The sequence below is a fragment of the Negativibacillus massiliensis genome (assembly GCF_900148495.1).
GTDB classification, from domain to species: domain Bacteria; phylum Bacillota; class Clostridia; order Oscillospirales; family Ruminococcaceae; genus Negativibacillus; species Negativibacillus massiliensis.
The window spans coordinates 1,409,677-1,433,223 of the sequence record NZ_FTRU01000008.1; the positions used below are offsets into that span (position 1 = coordinate 1,409,677).

20 protein-coding genes and 1 other RNA gene are annotated in these 23,547 nt (G+C 45.8%); 10 read left to right on the plus strand and 11 right to left on the minus strand.

Annotation, left to right across the window (positions count from 1 at the left end):
• Nucleotides 1-174 precede the first annotated feature (174 nt).
• From BQ5375_RS12645 to BQ5375_RS12680, 8 genes are all read right to left on the minus strand, one after another.
• Nucleotides 175-2,007 (minus strand): ABC transporter ATP-binding protein, encoded by a 1,833-nt coding sequence (locus tag BQ5375_RS12645; protein WP_022131953.1) that lies wholly within the window; start codon nucleotides 2,005-2,007, stop codon nucleotides 175-177.
• Nucleotides 2,007-4,202 carry an ABC transporter ATP-binding protein gene (locus tag BQ5375_RS12650; RefSeq protein ID WP_022131952.1) on the minus strand — a complete coding sequence of 732 codons (2,196 nt, stop codon included), beginning with the start codon at nucleotides 4,200-4,202 and terminating at the stop codon, nucleotides 2,007-2,009. Before BQ5375_RS12650 ends, BQ5375_RS12645 begins: the two co-directional genes overlap by 1 nt.
• 94 nt (nucleotides 4,203-4,296) lie before the next feature.
• Complete coding sequence (locus BQ5375_RS12655) at nucleotides 4,297-4,773, minus strand: MarR family winged helix-turn-helix transcriptional regulator (protein ID WP_022131951.1); 477 nt, start codon at nucleotides 4,771-4,773, stop codon at nucleotides 4,297-4,299.
• Nucleotides 4,774-4,972: 199 nt separating this feature from the next.
• Nucleotides 4,973-6,865: an ABC transporter ATP-binding protein gene (locus tag BQ5375_RS12660; RefSeq protein ID WP_022131950.1), complete on the minus strand. Its 1,893-nt coding sequence runs from the start codon at nucleotides 6,863-6,865 to the stop codon at nucleotides 4,973-4,975.
• Nucleotides 6,855-8,696: an ABC transporter ATP-binding protein gene (locus BQ5375_RS12665; RefSeq protein WP_022131949.1), complete on the minus strand. Its 1,842-nt coding sequence runs from the start codon at nucleotides 8,694-8,696 to the stop codon at nucleotides 6,855-6,857. Before BQ5375_RS12665 ends, BQ5375_RS12660 begins: the two co-directional genes overlap by 11 nt.
• Before the next feature lie 115 nt (nucleotides 8,697-8,811).
• The gene (locus BQ5375_RS12670; protein WP_022131948.1) at nucleotides 8,812-9,813 is read right to left on the minus strand and encodes a GHKL domain-containing protein; all 1,002 of its coding nucleotides are present in this window, start codon (nucleotides 9,811-9,813) and stop codon (nucleotides 8,812-8,814) included.
• Nucleotides 9,810-10,520, minus strand: a complete 711-nt coding sequence (locus BQ5375_RS12675; RefSeq protein ID WP_022131947.1) for a LytR/AlgR family response regulator transcription factor — start codon at nucleotides 10,518-10,520, stop codon at nucleotides 9,810-9,812. Before BQ5375_RS12675 ends, BQ5375_RS12670 begins: the two co-directional genes overlap by 4 nt.
• Before the next feature lie 31 nt (nucleotides 10,521-10,551).
• Nucleotides 10,552-11,127, minus strand: coding sequence for a class I SAM-dependent methyltransferase (locus tag BQ5375_RS12680; protein ID WP_076918025.1), 576 nt, complete (start codon nucleotides 11,125-11,127; stop codon nucleotides 10,552-10,554).
• A 197-nt stretch (nucleotides 11,128-11,324) separates the two neighbouring features.
• On the opposite strand from BQ5375_RS12680, the gene ffs reads away from it, so the two are divergent.
• The 9 genes from ffs (at nucleotide 11,325) to BQ5375_RS12725 (ending at nucleotide 19,943) form a co-directional block, all read left to right on the plus strand.
• An RNA gene (ffs, locus tag BQ5375_RS12685) (signal recognition particle sRNA small type) lies at nucleotides 11,325-11,423 on the plus strand.
• Nucleotides 11,424-11,499: 76 nt separating this feature from the next.
• Complete coding sequence (gene dnaX / locus BQ5375_RS12690; RefSeq protein WP_022131944.1) at nucleotides 11,500-13,158, plus strand: DNA polymerase III subunit gamma/tau; 1,659 nt, start codon at nucleotides 11,500-11,502, stop codon at nucleotides 13,156-13,158.
• A 101-nt stretch (nucleotides 13,159-13,259) separates the two neighbouring features.
• The gene (locus tag BQ5375_RS12695) at nucleotides 13,260-13,607 is read left to right on the plus strand and encodes a YbaB/EbfC family nucleoid-associated protein (RefSeq protein ID WP_022131943.1); all 348 of its coding nucleotides are present in this window, start codon (nucleotides 13,260-13,262) and stop codon (nucleotides 13,605-13,607) included.
• Nucleotides 13,608-13,610: 3 nt separating this feature from the next.
• Nucleotides 13,611-14,210 (plus strand): recombination mediator RecR, encoded by a 600-nt coding sequence (recR, locus tag BQ5375_RS12700; RefSeq protein ID WP_022131942.1) that lies wholly within the window; start codon nucleotides 13,611-13,613, stop codon nucleotides 14,208-14,210.
• Between the two features lie 274 nt (nucleotides 14,211-14,484).
• Complete coding sequence (locus BQ5375_RS12705) at nucleotides 14,485-15,321, plus strand: transporter substrate-binding domain-containing protein (RefSeq protein ID WP_159438041.1); 837 nt, start codon at nucleotides 14,485-14,487, stop codon at nucleotides 15,319-15,321.
• A 31-nt stretch (nucleotides 15,322-15,352) separates the two neighbouring features.
• Nucleotides 15,353-16,033 carry an amino acid ABC transporter permease gene (locus tag BQ5375_RS12710; protein WP_076918189.1) on the plus strand — a complete coding sequence of 227 codons (681 nt, stop codon included), beginning with the start codon at nucleotides 15,353-15,355 and terminating at the stop codon, nucleotides 16,031-16,033.
• On the plus strand, nucleotides 16,026-16,769 hold the full coding sequence (locus BQ5375_RS12715; RefSeq protein WP_022131939.1) for an amino acid ABC transporter ATP-binding protein: 744 nt from the start codon (nucleotides 16,026-16,028) through the stop codon (nucleotides 16,767-16,769). The genes BQ5375_RS12710 and BQ5375_RS12715 overlap by 8 nt, the downstream gene beginning before the upstream one ends.
• Nucleotides 16,770-16,781: 12 nt before the next feature.
• A complete protein-coding gene (locus BQ5375_RS12720) occupies nucleotides 16,782-18,230 on the plus strand; it encodes a M20 family metallopeptidase (protein WP_076918026.1) in 1,449 nt (482 codons plus the stop codon).
• Between the two features lie 330 nt (nucleotides 18,231-18,560).
• Entirely contained in the window at nucleotides 18,561-19,943 is a 1,383-nt protein-coding gene (locus BQ5375_RS12725; RefSeq protein WP_022131937.1) for a vWA domain-containing protein, read from the plus strand.
• Between the two features lie 50 nt (nucleotides 19,944-19,993).
• On the opposite strand, the gene BQ5375_RS12730 is transcribed toward BQ5375_RS12725, so the two are convergent.
• The gene (locus BQ5375_RS12730) at nucleotides 19,994-21,142 is read right to left on the minus strand and encodes an aldo/keto reductase (RefSeq protein WP_022131936.1); all 1,149 of its coding nucleotides are present in this window, start codon (nucleotides 21,140-21,142) and stop codon (nucleotides 19,994-19,996) included.
• Between the two features lie 52 nt (nucleotides 21,143-21,194).
• Complete coding sequence (locus tag BQ5375_RS12735; protein WP_022131935.1) at nucleotides 21,195-22,535, minus strand: MATE family efflux transporter; 1,341 nt, start codon at nucleotides 22,533-22,535, stop codon at nucleotides 21,195-21,197.
• A 136-nt stretch (nucleotides 22,536-22,671) separates the two neighbouring features.
• Between BQ5375_RS12735 and BQ5375_RS12740 the strand changes: the two genes are divergently transcribed.
• Nucleotides 22,672-23,031 (plus strand): winged helix-turn-helix transcriptional regulator, encoded by a 360-nt coding sequence (locus tag BQ5375_RS12740; protein ID WP_022131934.1) that lies wholly within the window; start codon nucleotides 22,672-22,674, stop codon nucleotides 23,029-23,031.
• Nucleotides 23,032-23,078: 47 nt separating this feature from the next.
• Here the strand turns inward: BQ5375_RS12740 and bcp are convergent, their stop codons facing one another.
• Nucleotides 23,079-23,546 carry a thioredoxin-dependent thiol peroxidase gene (gene bcp / locus BQ5375_RS12745; protein WP_022131933.1) on the minus strand — a complete coding sequence of 156 codons (468 nt, stop codon included), beginning with the start codon at nucleotides 23,544-23,546 and terminating at the stop codon, nucleotides 23,079-23,081.
• Nucleotide 23,547 lies beyond the last annotated feature (1 nt).

Genomic DNA, 23,547 nt, shown 5'->3' on the forward strand with positions numbered 1-23,547 from the left:
CTTCCTTTCTTCGCTGTTTCTTCTTAACTTTAAAGAAGACAACGATCTGATTTGATGATCTTTATCATCTCTTTTATGTTGTATCGAAAAAACGCCTGCTTGTCAAGGGTTTTGTTAAAAATTTCACGTAAAAAACAGAGCCGCTTTCCTTCTGGAAAGCAGCTCTGCCAAACATTATTCTTCTTTCATATCTGCAAACTGGCTCTGATACAGTTCTGCATAGAATCCGCCTTTTGCAAGCAGTTCTTCGTGGTTTCCGGTTTCGACGATATCGCCGTCCTTCATAACCAGAATAACATCTGCATCGCGAATGGTGGACAGACGGTGTGCGATAATGAAGCTGGTTCTTCCTTCGGTCAGCTTATCCATTGCACGCTGAATCATAATTTCCGTTCTGGTATCAACGCTGGAGGTTGCTTCGTCCAGAATCAGGATCTTTGGATTAGAAAGGATGGTTCTGGCAATGGTAAGAAGCTGTTTCTGACCCTGGCTGACGTTGCTTGCTTCCTCATTGAGGATAGTGTCATAACCCTGCGGCAGGGTACGAACAAAGTGGTCAACCTGAGCTGCTTTTGCCGCTTCAATTACCTCTTCATCGGTAGCATCCAGACGGCCAAAACGAATGTTCTCCCGGATGGTGTCATTGTACAGCCAGGTATCCTGCAGTACCATACCAAAGGAGTCACGCAAGTTTTTGCGGCTGAACTGCTTAACATCATATCCATTGAGCAGAACAGCACCACTGCTGACATCGTAAAAACGCATCAGCAATTTTACCATTGTGGTCTTGCCGGCACCGGTCGGACCAACGATTGCCACCTTGGTTCCCGGCTTGATGATAGCGGAGAAGTCATTGATAATGGTTTTTTCCGGCACATAGCCAAAGTGAACATGTGCAAAATAAACCGAACCGTCGATTGCTTCGGATGGGAGCGAATCTTTTGGATCTGCCGGTTCTTCTTCCTCTTCCAGGAATGCAAATACACGTTCCGCTGCTGCCGCTGTCTGCTGCAGGACGTTGGAAATGTTTGCAATCTGGGTGATTGGCTGGGTAAACTGACGAACATACTGGGTAAATGCCTGAATGTCGCCGACAGTGATGGAGCCGTTCAGGCTCAAAAATCCGCCCAGCACACAGATGCCAACATAGCCCAGGTTGCTGACAAAGTTCATCAGAGGCATCATCATACCGGAAAGAAACTGGCTCTTCCATGCTGCATGATACAGATTTTCATTTAAGGTTTTGAAGGTAGCAATACTTTCTTCCTGACCGTTAAAAGCGTTGACAACGACATGACCGCCGTACATCTCTTCTACATGACCGTTTACATGACCCAGATATTCCTGTTGTTTCCGGAAGAAAGGCTGGCTGTTCTTGACAACAATGCTGACGATCACAACGCTCAGCGGCAAAATACACAGTGCGATCAAGGTCATAACCGGGCTGATGGAAAGCATCATGCACAGTACGCCGATCATCATGGTAATATTAGTCACGATCTGCGAAAGGCTCTGGTTGAGTGTCTGGGTGATGGTATCGACATCGTTGGTGATACGGCTGAGCACTTCGCCGTGCGGAACACGGTCAAAGTAAGCAAGCGGCATCCGATCGATCTTTTCGCTGATGTCCTTTCTCATCGAATAACTCAGCTTGGTTGCCACACCGGACATAATCCATCCCTGTACATAAGAAAGCAGCGCACTGATTACATACAGGCAAGCAAGGAAAATCAAAATCTGAGCGATTGCATGAAAGTCGATGCTTCCGGTTCCGGTCAGCATTGCAATCAAACCTTCAAACAGTTTGGTTGTTGCCTGACCCAAAATCTTTGGTCCAAAGATGGAAAAGATGGTGCTGGCTGCTGCACAGACAAGCACCAGGATAATGCTTGGAAGGAACTTTTTCAGATAGGTAAGCAGTTTTCCCATCGTTCCCTTGAAGTCCTTGGCTTTTTCGCCAGGCATCATTCCATGAGGTCCACGACCTCCTACTCTTGGTCCTGCCATTATGCCAATTCCTCCTTTGAAAGCTGGCTCTGTGCGATTTCTCGATAGGTTTCACAATTTTCCAGCAGCTCTTTATGTGTTCCGATACCGACAACCTTACCTTCATCCAGAACAACAATCTGTTCTGCCTGCATGATGGTGGAAACACGCTGTGCAACAATAAAGACGGTCGAGTTTTCGGTATATCCTTTCAGCGCTTTTCTCAATTTCGCATCGGTCTTAAAGTCCAGTGCGGAGAAGGTATCGTCAAAGATATAGATTGGTGCTTTCTTAACCAGCGCTCTTGCGATGGAAAGTCTCTGGCGCTGACCGCCCGATACGTTGGTACCACCCTGGCTGATCTCAGTATCAAATCCGTTTTCCAGCGCACTGATAAACTCTGTTGCCTGTGCAACCTCTGCGCTTTCCTGCAGTGTCTGGTCGGAAGCTTCTGCATCACCGTATCGCAAGTTTGTTGCAATGGTGCCGCTGAAGAGCAGACCCTTCTGTGGTACATAACCAATTTTTTCTCTCAGCTCATGCTGACTCAAATCGCGGACATCCACACCATCAATGGTGATGCTGCCCTGTGTTACATCATAAAAACGAGGAATCAGGTTAATAAGGGTGGATTTACCTGAACCAGTACTTCCGATAAAAGCAGTTGTTTCACCCGGTTTTGCTGTAAAGCTGATATTTTCCAAAACATCTGCGTCCGCACCATCATAACGGAAGGAAACGTTCTTAAACTCAACAACACCTTTCACTTTTTGGCCAAGGTGTTTTTCTGTTCCCTTTTCCGGATCTGCAACCTTGTTTTCGGTGGTCAGGATCTCACTGATACGGTCAGCAGATACCGATGCTCTTGGCACCATAATAAACATCATGCTGATGAACAGGAAGCTCATGATAACATGCATTGCATACTGAATGAATGCCATCATATCGCCAACCTGAAGATTGCTCTGTGCGATCTGTTTGCCGCCAAACCAAACGATAAGCAGCGAGATACCGTTCATAACAAACATCATGGCTGGCATCATAGTAGCCATTGCACGGTTTACAAACAGGGTATTCTTGGTCAAATCTTTGTTTGCTTTGTCAAAGCGTTCCTGCATAAAGTTCTGATTTGCAAACGCGCGCACAACCATGATACCGGAAAGTTCTTCACGGCTGACAAGGTTTAACTTATCAATCAAAGTCTGCATCTTTTTAAATCTTGGAAGTGCAACACTGAAAAGTGTCATAATCAGGCCCAGCATTACAATCAAAGCCAGAGCCAGCACCCATGCAAGGCTTACACAGGTGGAAAGTCCCATCACGATACCGCCGATACCCATGATTGGAGCAAAGCACATCATTCTAAATCCCATACTCAAGAAGTTCTGAATCTGAGTAATATCGTTAGTGGAACGGGTAATCAAGCTTGCAGTGGAGAACTGATCCATCTCACTGTTATTAAAATAGGTAACCTTTGCAAAAACATCGCGGCGAAGATCTCTGCCGACGCCAGCACCCAGACGGGCAAGACAGAAACCTGCACCGATTGCGCATCCGGTCAGAAGGATGGTCAATCCCAGCATTTTCAGTCCATCTTTAATAATGTAGTTTGTCTGGATGGCATCTGTATCTGCTCCCAATTGCTGATAGAAGCTCTTAACCATAACCGGACCGGTCTGGGAAATCATGCTTTCCGGTGTAACTGCAGCTTCTGCAATGGCATCTTCAATCATCTGCATTCCTTCCGGCTGCTGCATCATGGTTGCCAGATTGGACATTACCTGCTGCATATCGCCGCTGCCTTCCTGCTGAGCATTCATCTCTTCAATGAGGCTCACCAGCGCATAGGATGCGCGGGAAAATGCTCCATCAATTCCTTCAGCCGGCTGCTCAATCAAAACGTAATCTCCAGATTTGAGGTTTGGATAGGTCTTTTGAAGTTCGGAAAGCTCCTCTCCTTCCTCCAGTTCTCTGTAAGCTCCATTAACGGTTTCGCGATCCTCTTCAGACATAAAGATTTGCATCATTGCCATGCTCTGCTGGTCAATTGCCTCCGGTGCAGACTGGGTAATGCCGCCCTGCTGCAAACCGACATTAACGATATCGCTCATGTAGTTTGGCAGTGTCAGTTCCAGCATTGCCTGCCCGAACAGGAGCACTACTGCTGCCAGCAACAGCGCGATATACGGTTTTAAATATCGCTTGAGTTTCAGCATTGTTTGATTTCCTCCTACTCATCTATTGTTTTATCTCGCTCTTTCCGATTTTTGTTTTCTGTTCCCACAGTCTCCGGAAAGAAAAAGGCGGTTGTTATTTTGTGTCTTGGTCAACCGACTGTTCCATAATTTCAGCCAGTTTGTCTAGTACACGGAACATGGTCTCGGTATCCTCCTGGCCCAGCTGATTCATGATCGTATCCAGTCGTTTTACCATGCCCTGACAGGCACGTTCCATTAAATCAACACCGGATTCGGTCAATCTGATCCAGGTCGTGCGCTTATCCTTTTCATCCGGTATGCGCTGAACATAGCCCATCTGTTCGAGTTTGCTGATTCGCTGGCTGACTGCCGGCATACTCTGTCCCATGACAGCGGCAAGCTCGGAAAGGGTCATCGGTTCAAATGGGTCCCGGTCGGTTTCCTTCATCGGGTCCGTTCCCCCATGACGGAGGGTAAGCAGAGTTCCCATCTGGGATTTGCTGATCTGCGATGGCGCCAGACTTCCCCATGCTTTTCGCATGCGGTCCATCGCTTTAAACATCCGCATTGCGCGGTTATGTTCCTGCATTCTTTTCTCCTTTCCGACAAATTATTTAACTTCCATAATTATGATAGTTAATTATCATACCTAAGTATTCTATTCTTCTTTCCTCTTATTGTCAATACCGCTAAAAAGAGTTCATATTTTTTTAACATGATGCTGTTTTTTCAAAGGAAAATAAAAAAGTGCCCAAAAAGCTGTCAGCCTTTCGAGCACTTTTTCAAAATTATCCGGCAAACGACGGAACCTCTTCCATTTGTTTTTCACTATAATATTTTGCCTGGGATTCCCACATTTTATAATACAATCCTTTTTTCTTCATCAAGGACTCGTGGCTTCCCATTTCCCGCACGGTACCGTTGTCAAACACTGCGATGTTATCGCAGAATCGGCAGCTGGACATCCTGTGTGAGATGTAAATCGCAGTTTTATCCGAAACCAGTGTGTCAAATTTGGAATAAATCTCATATTCACTGATCGGGTCAAGAGCAGAAGTTGGCTCATCCAGAATAATCACCGGAGCATCCTTGTAAAGAGCTCTTGCAATCGCAATTTTCTGTGCCTCACCGCCGGAAATTTCAACGCCGTCATCCCCTGCCTGATACAGTACGGTCTGCAATCCCTCTTTCATCCTGCGGACACGGTCTCCAATTCCTGCTTTATCAAGACTGTCCCAGACACGCTCTTCCTCATAGTCAACGCTTGCCGCTACGTTCTGACCCAGCTCAAAGGAAAACAGCTTAAAATCCTGAAACACCACGGAAAACAGGCTTTGATATTCCTGATAATCGTACTTTTTAATGTCGATGCCATTGAGCAGGATCTGTCCTTCGGTCGGGTCGTACAAGCGGCACAGCAGCTTAATGAAGGTCGTTTTTCCAGCACCATTTTTTCCCACCAGTGCAAGCTTGCTGCCTACTTTGAATTTAAAAGAAACGTGGTCAAGAATCTTTTTCTCTGTTCCCGGGTAAGCAAAGGAAACATCCCGAAACTCCAGTTCATATTCATTGTCGTCCCGCTTTTCTACCGGAAGCTGTCCCTCATACTTTTTGTTCTCGATGGAAAAGAAGTCGATCTCACACTTTGAATAGTTAGCACAGATATTCATCTCGGTCAGATCGGTCATCAGAGAGGTGAAGGATTCATAAAAGCTGCTCAGCGCACCGACATACTGCAAAATGCTGCCGACTGTAATGGCACCAAACAGTGCTTTCATGCCTACCAGAATATAAAACAATGGTACTGCAATCTGGCTGATGATAATGATATTTCCGCCAATTCTTTCCTCCAGCTTTGCCTGTCTGGAAAGAAAGGCGCTGCATCCCTTTCCGACTTCTTGAAATCCTTTATAAAGTAAATCGGACATGTGATACGAACGAATATCTTTTCCGTTTTGATACTTGCTGATGAGAAAATGATAATACCGAAACTTTCTGGTAAAATCCAGAGAGTATTCCCAGTATTCCTTTACTTTTCTCTCTTTTTTCTTAAAGAATATCAGGGAAAAATAAATGGAAGCAGTCAGGACAGCCAGTACCAGAACCGAAGAAACTGGAGAGGTAAACAGGTAGGCGACCATTCCTTTTCCCTGCACCGTTCTGGTAAAGAAAAATGGCAGCATCAAGCCAAATGAATAAACAATTGAGAAAAAGCTCTTGACCGTTCTTCCGACATCCTCGCAAAAGCCGGGTATTCCACCGTACATGTTTCTGGTTTCATCGTGCATGCGGATCATGTCCCGGGTCTCGGTTTCTTCCAGACGCTCATAGTCAAGCTGCAGTGCACGCTCCGAAAACTTCTTCTGCGAGATGCACCAGACATCCAGATAGCTTTTCCGCAGCCAGTCCAACAAAGCAATCAGCAGTGCCGTTATCAAATTTAAGCTGACCATCCAGCAGACAATCTTCATCACCGATGCTACACTTTCACCTGCAATCAGTCCATCCAAAATCAGCGCCGAACAAACGATATTGATGAATGGCTTGAGCGCTTCCAGCATGTTTTTTCCAATCTCTGCTGGAAGGATTCCACGATGAAAGGAATGAACCAGTTTCATCAGTGCAACTGCTTCCGGACTAACAATCTTTTGCCACAATGGATTTGCTGTTTTATTCTTCATCTGGTTTCGCCCCCAGTTTCTTTTGATAATAATATGCCTGATAGGCAAACATTTTTGCGTACTGTCCACCCTGCTGCATCAGCTGCTGGTGGGTTCCCTCCTCCACAATCTTTCCATTTTCCAGATAGAACACCCTGTCACAGAATTGTGTGCTGGAAAGACGATGAGAGATAAACACAGAGGTCTTTTCTTTGGTCAGTTCATGGTATTTCTGGTACATATCTGCCTCTGCCAGAGGGTCCAGTGCAGCAGTCGGTTCATCCAGCACCATGACCGGAGCATCCTTATACAGAGCGCGTGCAAGCATCATCTTTTGAATCTCACCGCCGGAAAGGGCCACACCGTCAGCATACAGATCCTTGGAATAAGGGGTCTTTTCCTTTTTGGGCAAAGACTCGATCTTTTCCCAGAGTCCCGCACGCTTCAGACAATCCTTCACCCTCTGATGATCTATTTTTTCTTCGTCGCAGCAGGCAATATTCTGTTCTATGGAAAATGCCATCAAAAACGGATCCTGAAATACCGTTCCGATCAGCTCAAAATATTCATCGCTGGAAAAGGACTGGATATTTCTTCCGCCCAGCAAAATTTCTCCGCTGCTTGGCTGATATAATCCGGTCAGGAGCTTGACCAGCGTTGTTTTGCCTGCACCATTTTGTCCAACCAGCGCAATCTTTTCCCCGGGTCTGATGGTAAGATTTAAGTGTTCCAGCACCGGTTTTTCTGTTTGAGGATAGGTAAAGGAAACATCTTTAAATTCAATGGACAGTGGGTAAGAAAGCGGAGCACCTGTACCGCTTTTCTCCCGCTTTCCGTCTTCCATCTCCATATAGTTTCTCAGGTATCCCAGCTGCAAACTTGCCTTTCTCAGATAACCGTAGTTCTCCACCAGTCCTGTAAGCCAGGTGGTAAATCCGGCGATCATTCCTACATAGAAGGTAAATTCCGCCACACTGAGCGTATGATCGAGTACCTGTCCAATCAAAATCCCATAGGCAAGCAGGTCACGAACAACCAAAAAGAGGTTGTTGGAAATATCCATCAGCTTCATCCTGCCCCAGATGTTTGCGCTGAGCTTTTTGATTTTCTGGTTTAACTGCTCAAAACGCTGTGGGAACCAGTTTTCAATTCCATACAGGCGGATATCTTTCGCGTTTTCCAGCGCAGAACAGTACTCCCCCAGATAATAGGTTGCCTGATGATATTCTCCCTCTTCTTTCCTTGTCTTTTGCTGATAGCGATAGGAAATTCGCTCAAAAATCAGACAGGAAACAGTCATGGCAAACAGCACCAGAAGGATTTTCCAGTCGATGGTAGAAAGGATTCCTGCATACATAATTAAGCCAATCAAATGGAAGAAAAACAAGGGGGCTTTTCTGAAAATCTGTTCGATTCCCCAGTTATTTCCATTTAAAGCAGAAAATGCGTTTTGAAAATCAATCTGTTTCTGGTGTGGTTCAACGTTGTGGTATCCAGTCCGCATGACCTTATCATAAAACTCCAGAATCATCGTTTGAAATCGAAAAGAGGTGATATATTGTTCCGTTTCCCGATTGGAGTAATTTAACATCCATTTTCCACCAGCGGTCACAACCCCCAGAATGGCAAGCATCAGCAAAAATCGCCGGATGCTTCCCTGCTCGATCATTGCCACTACCAGAGCCGGAAGCACATTGTTGATAACCGGCAGAAGAACAGACAACACAATGCTGAGTATCGTAAACACAATCATCATCGGATAAACTTTTGCTACCCTGCGATAAGCATAGATCATATTCTGCCACATATTGTATTGTTTATTTTGTGAAGTGGTTTGCTGTTTTGCTTTCATTCTTTCCCCTTCCTTTCTCTGCCTTTATCCTAGCATAAAATTGCGTACAAAACACAATTCGTGCACGAATGGTCGTTTTTCGTGCACGAATTGCATGGTTGTATCCGGACAGGGGTTACAGCGGCAGCATGATCTCGGTTGCAAAGACGCCCGGTTCATTTTTGCGGTTAATAAATCCCCCGTACTTTTCTACGGTATTATTAATTCGCTTGAGTCCATGTCCATGATTGCCGCGTTTGGTTGTGATATATTCGTCATCGAGCTTCCGCACCAGCTCATTGGTGGCATTGGTCACCGAAATATATAACTGTTTGCGGAACACTCCGATATACAGCCGCAGGAATCGATCCTTCACCGGCAGTTTTTCGCAGGCTTCCACCGCATTGTCGATCAGATTTCCAATCAGGACACACAGGTCGATGTCACTGACTGTGAGTTTCTGCGGAACAGTCGCTTTAAAGTTAAGGGAAATTTCCCTTTTCTCTGCATAAGAAAGTTTAGAGTTGAGGATTGCATCCAGCGATACATTGCCGCTTTCCACCATCTGGCGGATATCGTCCAGATCTTCCTCCAGCCTTCCCAGATATTCTGTCGCAAGCTCATACTGCCCCATCCCGAGCTGGGCTTTGAGTGCCTGAATATGGTTGTGGTAATCGTGCCGCCATCCCCGCATAGTAAGGTAAAGGTTCTGCACCTCCTCTACCTGCTTTTTGACTACCTGATTCTGGTATTCCATCATACTTTCCTCATAGCTTCTGCGCAAAAAGCGCTGGTTGTTTTCTGCAAGGAAAAATACCAAAGTCATCATCAGTCCCAGCTGTGGTACAAGCTGAGGCGAAAGCAGTCCAAGTCCACAAAATCCAAGTTCCACCAGATAAAACAGGCACAAAAATATCCACGATACCTTTTGATTTCCCAGATGGAGCATGGCAAAACCCACCCCTGCAAGGAGCAGAATAGACCAGGTGGTGAAATGGAAAAAGAACAGCACACCGCTTGCCAAAACTGGAAGCAGCAAAATCGCTCCCCATTTGATTCCCCTTTGTTTGATTAAGCAAACTGCAAGATAAACGCTCACCAAAACAAGACAGAGAAGGTTTAAGATTGTCCAGATCACAAAATCGCCTCCCGATAAAAACGAATAAACTCCTCGTTGAGCTTTTTGTAGGCTCCTCTGGATACCGGAATTGTTTCCCCGTTATCCAGGCTGCATTCTGTTTTCGTAATCCGAACCACGTGTGAAAGGTTTACAAAAAAGCTGCGGTGGCTCTGCACAAAGCTGTCGTCCAGCCTTTCACCCACTGTTGCCAAAGTTCCTTTTTGTTCCAGATTTCCCCGCATCGTATGAAAGTTTAAATAGTGCCCCTGAGATTCAACTGCTAAAATATCCTCAAGATATATCTTTTCCTTTTCTCCGCCCACTTCCAGAATCAGATACTTTCGGTTGTTCTGAGAAGCCTTGGCAGTAAGTTCCAAAAGTTCCGACAACTTCTCCTGCTGCAAAGGCTTCATCAAATAGCGCACCGCCTGCACCTCATATCCTTCAAAGACATGGTCTCCAACTGCTGTCAAAAAGGCGATCATTACATGGTTGTCCCGCTCTCGGATTTTTCTTGCCAGTTCTACACCATCCATTTTTCCCATCTGGATGTCGAGCAGGATCAAATCAAACGAAAAATTCTGTTCATTTTCAAACAGCATCTGTTCCGCGCTGTCATAATGAAAAACCTCGCACAAAACTCCTTTTTCCCCGGACCACTTCTGAATCATATTCTCCACTACTGCATGAAAACTTTTTTCATCATCACAAAAACAAATCCGCATCGTGATTTCCTTTCTTTGCTGGTATGTTATCTTAACAATCCGCACCTTCTGTTTTTAAAATCAGGCGAATAAACTTGTATTCTCCCACCTGATATTCTTTTTCATCTTCTAGCTGGTACCCAATTTGCAGATAGTCCTCTTTCACAATCAGGTCACTCTGACGAATCGCCGGGTTATCCTGCGGACATTCTGCAAAACCATTGATCCAGAGGACTCCATTCTTAGTCAGATGCTTTTTTAACTGCATTGCTGTCTTAGAAAGCAATCGATAGTGATTACACACAATCATATCAAATTTTCCCAAGGAATCAAAATTTTCCTCACAGCACAAATCCATCTGCTGTGTATATACAGTAAGTCTTTCCTTCTCTGCAAACCTTTTCAGCCGATTGAGCGCAGCTTCACTAAAGTCGACCGCCGTTACCTCAAATCCATTTCCTGCAAGAAAGAGTGCGTTTCTTCCATCTCCGCAGGCAAGATCCAATACAGAACCTTTTTCCCTAAAAAAGGCAGCATCTTCAATTAAAAGTGCTTCCGGCGGCAGCTGAGAGTCTGACCTTGACAAAAATTTTTGCTCCCAAAAGTTTCGATTTCCCATATACTCCATTGTCTTTCCCTCCATTTATACTTTTTCATTTTACTACAGCTTCTCTCTCCCTGCAATTTCCCTACCGTAATTTCTAAAAAATGTTCTTGCCTTTTTGGAAAATATATAGTATAATACAAAAGCATGATTTAATAATACCGCTCATTCGTGTGGCAGGGCTGTACCGTCAGGCGAAACGTGTTTTTTATCATGCGGAAATGTTGGTCCTGTGCGACAGGGTTCCATGAACCATGTCAGGCGGGGAACCGAGCAGCATTAAGTGGCAACTTCTGTGCGCCGCAGGTAACCTGCATTTCCGTGTGATCAAGGACATGTTTTCAGCTTTGGTGCGTCCTGCTTTTTTCGAATAATCGATTATTGGGGGCAGAAAGGATGTATCAGGCACTATACAGAAAATACCGGCCAAAAAACTTTGATGACGTTGTTGGTCAGGAACATATTACTGTGACTCTGAAGCAGGAAATTTCCAGCGGCAGGGTTGGACATGCCTATCTGTTCACCGGTTCACGCGGAACCGGCAAAACAACCTGCTCCAAAATCATTGCCAAAGCAGTAAACTGCCCGAATCAGCAGGACGGCAATCCCTGCGGTGTCTGCGACATCTGCAAAGGGATCGACGACGGCTCCATTCTGGATGTCACCGAAATCGACGCTGCCAGCAACAACGGTGTGGACAACATCCGTCAGCTGCGCGAAGAAGCAAACTTTACTCCTGCTGTTACCAAATACCGCGTCTATATCATCGACGAAACCCACATGCTCAGTGTTGGTGCTTTCAATGCACTGCTTAAAATCATGGAGGAACCACCCGAGCATGTTATCTTTATTCTCGCAACCACCGAAGTTCACAAAATTCCGGCAACCATCCTTTCCCGCTGCCAGCGATTTGATTTTCGCCGCATTGACCCTAAGGTCATCGCCGAAAGGGTCAAATATGTCTGCCAGCAGGAAAACATCCTGATTGATGAGGATGCCGCTTCCCTGATTGCCCGTCTTGCCGAAGGCGGCATGCGTGATGCGCTTTCCCTTTTGGATGTCTGCCGCAGCAATGCCAGAAATCCGGAAAATCAGCAGGAACACATCACCGCAGAGCATGTTCGTTCCAGTGCGGGACTTGCCATGTCTGACTGTTTGTTCTCAATTGCGGATGCTGTATTAAAACAGGATGTTCCGGCGATATTAAAAGAGATTGACACCATGTTTTTAAACTCGATTGACTTTGAAAAGATGTGTGTACAGCTGATCTCCCATTATCGTGGACTGATGATGGCAAAGGCATTAAAATCCCCTGCTGATTTTGTACCGGGACTGTCACAGGACATTCAGGCGCTGACCGAACAGGCTTCCCGCTACTCGATGGGACAGATTCTCTACTCGCTGACCGTTTTGCAGGATACTCTTTCCCGTATGAGCAAGACCTCACAGACAAGAACCGAGCTGGAGATGGCAGTCATCAAGCTGTCCAATCCTTCCCTTGATCGTTCGGTCGATGCCATTCTTGCTAGGCTTAGCAAACTGGAAAATCAACTGAAAAGCGGTATGGTTTCCATCGCTTCTTCTGCTGCACAAACCGCTCAGGTATCGGTAGAGAAGCCTTCTGCAGACACAGTAAATCAAACCGCACAGCCAGTGGCTGCTCCAGGAGTTACTTCAACAGCTCCTTCCGCGGACATTCAGCCTCTCCCCTCTCCATCCAAAAAAGAGGTAAGCATCTTTGAGGAGTGGCCTCAGGTGCTGGATGCTCTGCGGCATACCAATAATGCCCTGCACGGTGCTTTAATCAACACCACTGCTTACCGATATCAGGAAATCATTCTGATTGACTGCGACAATCCATTATTTTTGGAAATGATCCGTACCAATGAGTACGCGAAAAAATCCATTCATCAGGCTTTGATTGCAGGCAGCGGCAGAGACTGGCGCATCGGTCCGTTTAAGAAGGATCAGTATGAAGCAAAAAAGGATGATCCTCTGGAGGACATCCTGTCTACCGCACAGAATCTTGGGGTGGATATTTCGATTGAAAATTAATTTGTTATCAAAAACAGCTTTTCTGTTTTTGGAAAATAGAATCCAAAATTTAAGCAATCTTAATTTGAGGTACGCTTAAAACAAAATAGGAGGAACAAAAAATGAAAGCTAGACTTCCAAAAGGTATGGGCGGCGGTCCACAGAATATGCAGTCCATGATCAAACAGGCTCAGAAGATGCAGGAAGAGATGGAAAGAACTCAGGAAGAGCTCAATGAAAAAGAGTACACCACTTCTGCAGGCGGCGGTATGGTAGAATGCACCATCAACGGCAAGAAAGAAATTGTTTCCCTCAACATCAAAAAGGAAGCAGTTGATCCGGAAGATGTTGAAATTCTGCAGGACATGATCATCGGTGCTGTAAACGAAGCAATCCGCAAAGTGGAAGAAATCCACACCACCGAGATGGAAAAGATCACAAACGGTCTTTCCCTGCCAGGTATTTTTTAATCGATGAAGTATGATGTAATGCCGCTGACCCGCCTGATTGAACAGTTTGCCCGCCTGCCGGGCATTGGCAGAAAGACGGCCCAGCGGCTTGCCTTTTATGTATTAAATCTCCCGCACGACAAGGCAAAGGAATTTGCCGACACCATCCTGGAAGCACACGAAAAGATTAAGCCATGCTCGGTCTGCCAGAATCTGACCGACCGTGAGGTCTGCCAGATCTGTTCTGATCCGGCTCGTGACCACAGCATGATCTGTGTGGTGGAAGGTCCCCGCGATGTAATGGCTATCGAAAAAACACGTGAATATCAGGGACTGTATCATGTGCTTCATGGTCTGATCTCCCCGATGAACCAGAAAGGTCCGGATGATCTGACTATTCGCCAGCTCCTTGCCCGTATTCAGCAGGGCGGTGTTCAGGAGGTTATCATGGCCACCAACCCGACCGTGGAGGGAGAAACAACCGCAATGTATATTGCTCGCCTGTTAAAGCCTTTGGGTGTAAAGGTTACACGACTGGCTTCTGGTATTCCGATGGGTGGCAATCTGGAGTATGCCGATGAAGTTACCCTGTTCCGGGCTCTGGAAGGTCGTCAGGAATTATAAGCAAGAGGTATCTGTGAAAACAGATGCCTCTTTTTTTATACCATACAATGTATTAAAATCCATTTATAAATTTGCATATTCTATTCTTTTCTCTCTGCTTATTTTGCATATTTTATCAGTAATTATGCATAAATTATAGAAAATAATGAAAAAGTTAGGTTTCTTTATGCATTTTTTCACTTTACTTTTTTGAAATAAAATGTATAATAATAACATACTTTTTAATAAAAATACATCGATCTTCCGAGATCGAACTTCTGAGGAGGACATAACAATGAAAAACATGAAAAAAGTAATCAGCGCACTTCTTTGTGCAGCACTGGCAGCAGCTACTATGACCGGATGTGGTTCTTCCCAGAGCCGACTCGATAAAATCAAAGAATCCGGCAAACTGGTACTGGCAACCAGCCCGGACTTTGCTCCACTGGAATTTGAAAACATCAGCAGCGGTGAAACAGAATATGTTGGCTGTGACATCGAGCTTGCAAAATATATCGCTGAAAAACTTGGCGTAGAGCTGGAAATTCAGGCAATGGACTTCAGTGCTGTTCAGGCAGCAATCACTTCCGGTCAGGCAGACATCGCAATCGCAGGATTTGCTAAAACTCCAGAACGTGAGGAAAGCATGGGACTGACCACTCCATTTGGTATGGATGATGAGGACAACGGTCAGGGCCTTCTGGTTCCTGCAGACAAAGCAAGTGAATACACCTCTGCAGAAGACTTCTCCGGCAAAACAGTTGGTGCTCAGAACGGTTCTCTGCAGCAGAATCTGGTAACTTCCCAGCTTCCTGAGGATGTAAACGTTGAGCCAATCGGCAGCCTGAACGACGGCGTACTGATGCTCCAGACCGGCAAAATCGATGCACTGGCTTCGGACGGCAGCAACGCAAAACTCCTGATGGAAAACTATGATGACATCGCACTGTGTGACTTCATGTTCGAGTGGGAAAGCGAAGGCAACGTAGCTGCTGTTAAGAAAGGCGAAGACGAACTGCTGGAAGCTGTAAACGAGATCATCGAAGAAGTTAACGAACAGGGCCTGTACCTGGAATGGAAAGCTGAAGCAACCGAGCTTGCAAAATCTCTCGGCATCGAAGTAAACGAATAAGTGTTTTTACTGGGAGGAAATCACCTTGGATATTATTAATAACATAGGCCGACTGCTGGAAAAGTACTGGAACCTTTTCCTGGTCGGCACCGGAAACACCCTCTTGCTCAGTGCAATCACTGTTTTTCTTGGTATCATTATCGGTTCCCTGCTTGCTCTGATGAGAATCAGCAAGCTGAAAGTTGGAAACTGCAGACCACTTAATCTGATTGCCACCATTTATGTTGAAATCATCCGTGGAACACCACTTTTGCTGCAGTTATATTTCTTCTATTTCCTGCTGCCGATGATGATTCCATCATTCTCTATCGACAAAACCTTTTCTATCCTGCTTGCGCTGTGTTTAAACTCTGGTGCATATGTTGCCGAAATCATTCGTGCCGGCATCAGTGCGGTGGATAAAGGTCAAACCGAAGCTGCACGTTCTCTGGGTCTTAACTACCGTCAGACCATGATGAAGGTTATTTTCCCACAGGCAATCAAAAACATTCTTCCTGCACTGTGCAACGAGTTTGTATCGGTTATCAAGGAAACTTCCCTGGCATCCACCTTCTTTGTTGGTGACCTGATGACCCAGTACAAGACCATCAACGGCGCTACCTATCTCTCGATTGAGCCTCTGATCATCATTGGCGTTATCTACTTCGTACTGACCTTTACTCTTTCGAAAGCAATTGCTGTTCTGGAAAGGAGATTAAAAACAAGTGACTAATCCAAATTACCTCATTGAGGTTTCTGATTTACATAAAAGTTTTGGTGAACTCAAGGTTCTCAAGGGTGTCAGCGAACATATCTCCAAAGGAGAAGTTGTTTCCATCATCGGACCATCCGGCGGCGGCAAGAGTACCTTCCTTCGCTGCTTGAATCTCCTGGAAATTCCTGATAGCGGTAAAATCCTTTTTGAAGGTGAAGACATCACTGCAAAAGGCGTCAACATCGACCTCCATCGTCAGAAGATGGGCATGGTGTTCCAGCACTTCAATGTTTTCCCACACATGACCGTGGGAGAAAACATCACAATGGCTCCTGTTCTGCTGGGAAAGAAAAAACAGAACGAAGCTGTCGAGATGGCAAAAGAACTGTTAAATAAAGTTGGTCTTTCCAGCAAGTATGATGAATACCCACAGCGCCTTTCCGGTGGTCAGAAACAGCGTCTTGCCATTGTTCGTGCATTGGCAATGGAACCGGACGTAATGCTGTTTGACGAACCAACTTCCGCACTTGACCCTGAGATGGTTGGTGAAGTTTTAAACGTTATCAAAAGCCTTGTAAAAGATGGTATGACCACCGTAATCGTAACACATGAAATGGGCTTTGCAAGAGAAGTTTCTGACCGTGTATTCTTTATGGATGACGGTATTCTGGCTGAAAAAGGTTCTCCGGACGAAATCTTCTCCCATCCACAAAATCCAAGAACCAAGGAATTCTTGAGCAAGGTTCTGTACTAGGGGGTTTTCCAAATGGACAACAAAAAATATCTGGATGTCATCGATCAAAATGCTTCCCTGTTTACCGATGTTTCCGATAAAATCTGGGAATATGCCGAACTTTCCCTGATGGAATTTCAGTCGGCAGAACTCTATTGTAAAGTATTAAAGGATGCCGGATTCAAAGTAGAAACACCGGTTGCCGGCATCAAGACTGCTTTTAAAGCAATCTACGGCAGCGGTAAGCCAGTTATCGGAATTCTGGCTGAATATGATGCTCTGTCCGGTCTTTCTCAGATCGGCGGAGCTACCGAGCGCAAGGAACTGGTTCCAAACGGCTGTGGTCATGGCTGCGGTCACAATATGCTGGGTGCAGGCGCTATGGCAGCTGCTTTCGCTGTCAAAAAATATCTGGAAGACGGCCATTCCGGAACCGTTATCTTCTATGGTTGTCCTGGTGAAGAAGGCGGCGCAGCCAAAGCATTTATGGCACGTGACCGCATCTGGAAAGAACTGGACGCTGCTCTGACCTGGCATCCAAGCAGTGTTAATCAGGTTACTTCGGGAACCTGCAACACCTGTATCCAGGTAGAATATAAATTTACCGGCGTAGCTTCCCATGCATCCGGTGCACCGGAACTGGGACGTTCAGCACTGGACGCTGTGGAACTGATGAATGTTGGTGTACAGTTCCTGCGTGAACACATGCCGGACAGTGCAAGAATCCATTACGCTATCACTGATGCAGGCGGCAACTCTCCAAACGTAGTTCAGCCACACGCTCAGGTATTGTACATGGTTCGTTCCCAGCTTGCAAAAGACGCACTAGCACTGGAAAAACGGGTGGACAAAATTGCAGAAGGCGCTGCCCTGATGACAGAAACCAGCGTAAAGAAACGCTTTATTGATGGATGTTCCAACACCGTTCCAAACATGGTTCTGGAAACTCTGCTCTGGAAAAACTTCAATGAAGTTGGTGTTCCTACCTATACTAAAGAGGAAGAAGAATATGCAAAAGCAATTATCTCCTCTTATGAAATGACAAACGACGACCTCCCTGGCGACGCTTGCGACGAAAGCGAAGAGATCGCTGCATGGGTCGACAAGGTAAGCCAGCATGCAACCATTCCGCTCAACAACTTCCTGATCCCATACCACTTCAGCACCCGTCAGAGAATGGGTTCCACCGATGTTGGTGATGTCAGCTGGTTGGTCCCAACCGCACAGATCAATGTTGTTACCTTCCCTTCCAAAGCACCTGGTCACAGCTGGCAGAATGTCTCCTGTGGAAAGACCTCCATCGGTCACAAGGGTCTGCTTACTGCTGGAAAGGTACTGGCTGCAACAGCAATTGAGCTGTTTGAGAATCCTCGTTACCTGGAACAGGCAAAAGAGGAATTTGAAAAACGTGCAGCAGGCGGTTATTATTGTCCTGTTCCGGATGACGCTGTTCCAACCGTTGTCGGCGGAAAAATGGACTAATTTCTTTGATTCTTTCGTACATTACTTTATACTCTCTTATTTTACTCTCCTTTATGTAAAACCCCCGACAGATAATCGGGGGTTTTCTTATATTTAGTATTCCTGCAAGTATGTATGAGAAAAACAAGTCTGATACTGTCAGCAGAAAAATTTCTGTTTCCATCAAAAATCTATAAACTCCCTTTGCAAACAGCCCTTTTACAAAGCTGATACTCCGCTTTCAAAACTAAAAACGATAACTTCTCTACCCTCCCCATCATCCACCTTTTTCCGTTTTGCCGCATAAGATAGATTGAACCATTTGGTTTAATACCATTAGGAGGAAATCTTATGGGCATCATTAGTTCCAATAAAAAAATTAACGTTGATACCATGAAGTGTGACGGAACCGCCAGAGTTTCTCTTGCTATCACCGCCGCACCTGATATTTTAGAAAATCCCGCCGACATCGTTCTGGTGCTGGATCGTTCCGGCAGCATGAGCGGAACTCCGCTTGCCAGCATGAAGGAAGGCGCCAAAACCTTCATCGATATCATTGATGAAGCAACTGATGGGAACAAGGATGGACAGATCGGCTCTGGCAGCCGCATCGGTATTGTCAGCTTTTCGGACACCGCTACGGTCAATGCACCGCTTATCACATCGGTCGCTGACCTGAAATCCGCTGTAGACAGTCTGGTTGCCGGCGGCTCCACCAACCATGCTGATGCCTTTTTCCAGGCATCCCAGCTCTTCACCATCCCCTCTTCCAGCCAGAAGGTTATCGTCATGTTCACCGACGGTAAAACCACCTCTGGTTCCCCTCCGCTGCCGGTCGCAGAGGCTGCAAAAGCTTCCGGCATCGTTATCTACTGCATCGGCCTGATTGGTTCGGACGGCATCGATGTCAGTGTCCTGAATGCCTGGGCAAGTGACCCCGACGCCACCCACGTCGCTGTTACACCTGATGCGGCAGATCTGGAAGAACTGTTTGCCGAACTTGCTGCCAATATCAGCAAAACCGGTGCTACCAACATTCGTATTGACGAAGTGCTCAACAGTGATTTTTCCATCACCGATATCGGCCAGCCAAACAAAGGTACCGTTTCGATGAGTGACCCCCAAACCATCATCTGGACCATTCCGGAACTGGGTGTCTCCACAACCGAAAGTGCGCTGCTGGATTTTGGTATTCGCCACATCACCAATACTGCCGGATTAAAGAAGGTAAATCAGTCCATCACCTATACTGACAATGAAGGCAACGTCGTCATCTTCCCGGACCCTTCTGTCATGGTCGACTGTGATATCGTGATCTATCCGGAAGAATGTCCCGAACCGGTTGACCTCTCAGTAGACAACTGCCGTGACGCTTCCATTGTTGACCTTGGGGAAACCTATATGGAATCTCTGGGACGAATCGTTGAAGTAAGCGCGACCATCAAAAATATCTGTCCCGGCAAACGTGTCGCGGCTGCCATCATCCTGACCGAAACAGATGAGGAAGGCATGGAATATCAGCGCGGCATGAAAACCTTTACAATTCCATCTCATGATGGACCGGGATGTCGGGATGTTCAGCTCAAATGTATCAAATTTGTGCTGCCAGAAGATCTCAATCCCGATGAACACCCAGAAGGAAGTATCTGTACCAAGCGAAACCTCAAGGCAAGAGTGATTGCAAATCAGCTCGATACCGATTATCGCTGCTGCGAATCTGTTGTTACTTTATAAGAACAAAAGCCGGAAACACAAATTGTGTTTCCGGCTTTTTTCAAATTCTGTTATCTTGCAAACAGCTCTCTTGCCTTTTTCATATTCTCACGAACTTTTACTCCAAACGGGCAATTTGGCTCACATCTTCCGCACATCAGGCAATCTGCTGCTGTCGCATTCAACGACCAGTAGTGCTGCATCACCGTTTCCGGTACCTCCGGCTGGCTGCTTGCCAGATCCAAAAACTTCGTAACTGCTGCGATGTCAATGTGTGCCGGACAAGGCTGGCAGTGATTGCAGTACATGCATCTTCCTGTCATGTTAATCTGATTTCCCGAAGCAAAAATGTGGGCATAGCTGCGTTCCTGTTCGCTGAGCTGGTCATAGCAAACTGCCTGCAGAACTTCTTCGACACTGTGGCAGCCTACAATTACACACTTCACTCCGTTTCGGTCCAGTGCATACTGAATACACTGCGGAACGGTCATTGCCACACCAAACGGGGAGGCTTCTGCACTCAGCAGTGTGCCTGCAGCCAGAGGCTTCATTACTGTGATTGCCACTCCAGCAGACTCACAGTAAGAATAAAGCTCCTGTCTTGCTTCATCCACAACCCAGCCGTTTTCACCCATACCTTTAAAATCCATCAGATCATTGATGTCGGTCTCCGGGCTTTCCAGGTCATAGGCAGGATTGATACTGAACATCAGCACATCAATCAACCCTGTCTCTGCTGCTTTTTTAGCAATATGCGGGTTGTGGGAACTCATTCCAAGATAACGGACAATACCTTTCTCCTTAAGTTCCTTTGCATATTCTATAATTTCCCCGCCAAACACAGTCTGGAAATCTTCTTCGCTGTCCACATAGTGAATCATTCCAACATCGATATAGTCTGTCTGCAATCTGTGCAGCAGATCCTCAAAGGAGCGTTTGGTTTTTTCAATATCACGGGTTCGGGTGTACTGCTCATCTTCATAAACGGTACAAAGATGACCCTGTATCAAAAATTTCTCTCTTCTGCCTTTGAGAGCTGCTCCCAGATGATCGCGGGTTGGAGCCTGCGGCATAAAGATGTCGATATAGTTGACACCGTTTTGCTCCGCCGCATCTACGATACGGATGCTCTCCTCTTCGCTTAATCCATTAAACCATTCTCCTCCCAGACCAACTTCACTTACTTTCAGTCCGGTTCTTCCCAGTGTTCTGTATTTCATTTTTACCGCCTGTTCCTGCCGTTAAAAATCGGCATATATTTTATAACATATTTTAATCCAGGGCATGCAGCCAATCTGCCTTCTTGTAATACCACAAAAATGCCAGAGAGCTTAAGCCCCATGTCAATGGATAAACCCAGTAAAGCATCTGGATGCTGTGTGTCAGCGGCACTGTTATCATCAAAAATGCTACCCTGACGACACACCAGAAAATCATCATAACCATCATAGGGACAACTGCCTTTCCTGCTCCTCTTAAAATAGCAGATACCGCATGAGAATAAGCAAGCAGGAAGAAAAACAGTGCCGATGTCCGGGCTTTCTCCACACCGATTTCCACCACTGCCGGGTTCGAATCGAAAGCAGCGATCAGCTGTGGTGCAAAAATGAATACCACAACACCGATCAGCTCCGCCAGCAGTGCTGTCATGAAAATCCCAAACCTTGCGCCCTGTTTTGCGCGCTCATGCTGTTTTGCACCCAGATTCTGGCTGATAAAGGTGGTCATTGCCATCGTGAAACTGGTAATCGGCAAAAAGCCAAACCCTTCAATCTTGGAAAAGGCTCCGACACCTGCCATCGCCATCTCGCCAAACGAGTTGATGTTGGACTGTACCACTACATTGGCAAGTGCGATAATTGAGTTCTGTATACCAGAAGGCAGACCAAATCGAACAATCTGTTTGAGCATTTCCCAGTTAAAACGGATTTTTCGCAGGTAAAGTTTCTCACATCCCTTATTTTTCATCAGACGGAACATGCACAAAAATGCACTGAGGAACTGGGAGATAATGGTAGCCAGTGCAGCTCCTCCTACTCCTGCATGAAAAACAGCGATAAACAAAATATCCAGCACAACATTGACAATAGAAGAAGCAATCAGATAATAAAGCGGATGCTTGCTGTCTCCCATTGCCTGCAGCGTTCCAACAAAAATATTGTACATAACTGACCCTAAAGAACCCATAAAATAGATTTGCAGATAGGTCAGCGATTCATCCATAACTGCATCCGGTGTTCCCATCCACACCAGAATCTGTGGTGAAAGAAGAACTCCCACCAAAGTCATCAGCACACCTGCAACCAGACCAAAAGCTGCGGTGGTGTGAATTGCAATTTGTACGTTCTCATCATCCCTTGCACCAAAATATCGGGAAATGACAACGCCGGCTCCAATGGCGATACCACTTAAAAAACCGATCAGCAAGAAGATCAAACTTCCCGAAGAACTGACTGCTGCCAGAGCGTTGCTGCCCAAAAAGTTTCCCACAATCAAAGAGTCTGCGGTGTTGTACATCTGCTGAAACAGATTTCCCAAAAAGATCGGTAATGCAAAAAAAGTGATTTTTTTCCAAATCGATCCTTCGGTCATTCGTTGCTGTGTTGCTTCCATTTACCTCTTCCTCTCATCCTTGATATTTACAAAGTCTTAAAAAACGATTATACTGTTATTATATTCTTTTTACTCAATCTAAACAAGAACGCACTTTTTTTGTAGTTAGTGAAATTGATTTCACCATGGAGGGATTATGGATAAAATACAGGTAACCTGCGAGATGGAAGTAACCTTAAAAATGATCGGCGGTAAATGCAAGCCTTTGATTCTGGACTGTCTGATTCGTGACGGAACCAAACGATTCAGTGAATTGATGAGACAGATTACACAGGTTTCCCAGCGCACCCTGACGAATCAGCTTAGGGAGCTGGAAAACGATGGTCTGATCGAACGAAGAGTATTTGCCGAAGTGCCTCCCAAGGTCGAATATTCCATCACTCCTAAGGGACGTTCCCTTTCTCCTATTCTGGAACTAATGTGCGACTGGGGAGCAGAAAACATTGATGACCGCTTTGAGATGACCAATCCGCAATGTTCTTCCCATGAAAAATAATGCAGCAAAAAGGAGCAGTCTTTGACTGCTCCTTTTTTATCTTGTAACTATTCTTTTGTCTGCTTTAAATATTCCAGAATCTCAGCAGCATTGGTATCCGGTTTTACCTTTGGCATCACCTTTTCAATCATACCTTGCTCATCAATCAGGTAGGTGGTGCGCACAACGCCCATGCTTACCTTGCCATACAGCTTTTTCTCCTGCCATACTCCATAAGCCTCAATTGCCTGAAGCTCCGGGTCAGACAGCAGAATGAACGGAAGATTCTGTTTCTGCACAAACTTTTGGTGGGATGCAACCGAATCCTTGCTGATTCCGATAACAACAGCTCCAGCTTCCTCCAGCTCTGCATTGGCTGCTGCAAAAGCGCATGCCTGACGGGTGCAGCCCGGTGTATTATCCTTTGGATAAAAATATAAAATTACCTTTTTCCCAAAAAAGTCAGACAGACTCACCATCTCTCCGTTTTGATTTGGTAAGGTAAAATCAGGTGCTTTGGTGTTTGGTTCCAGCATA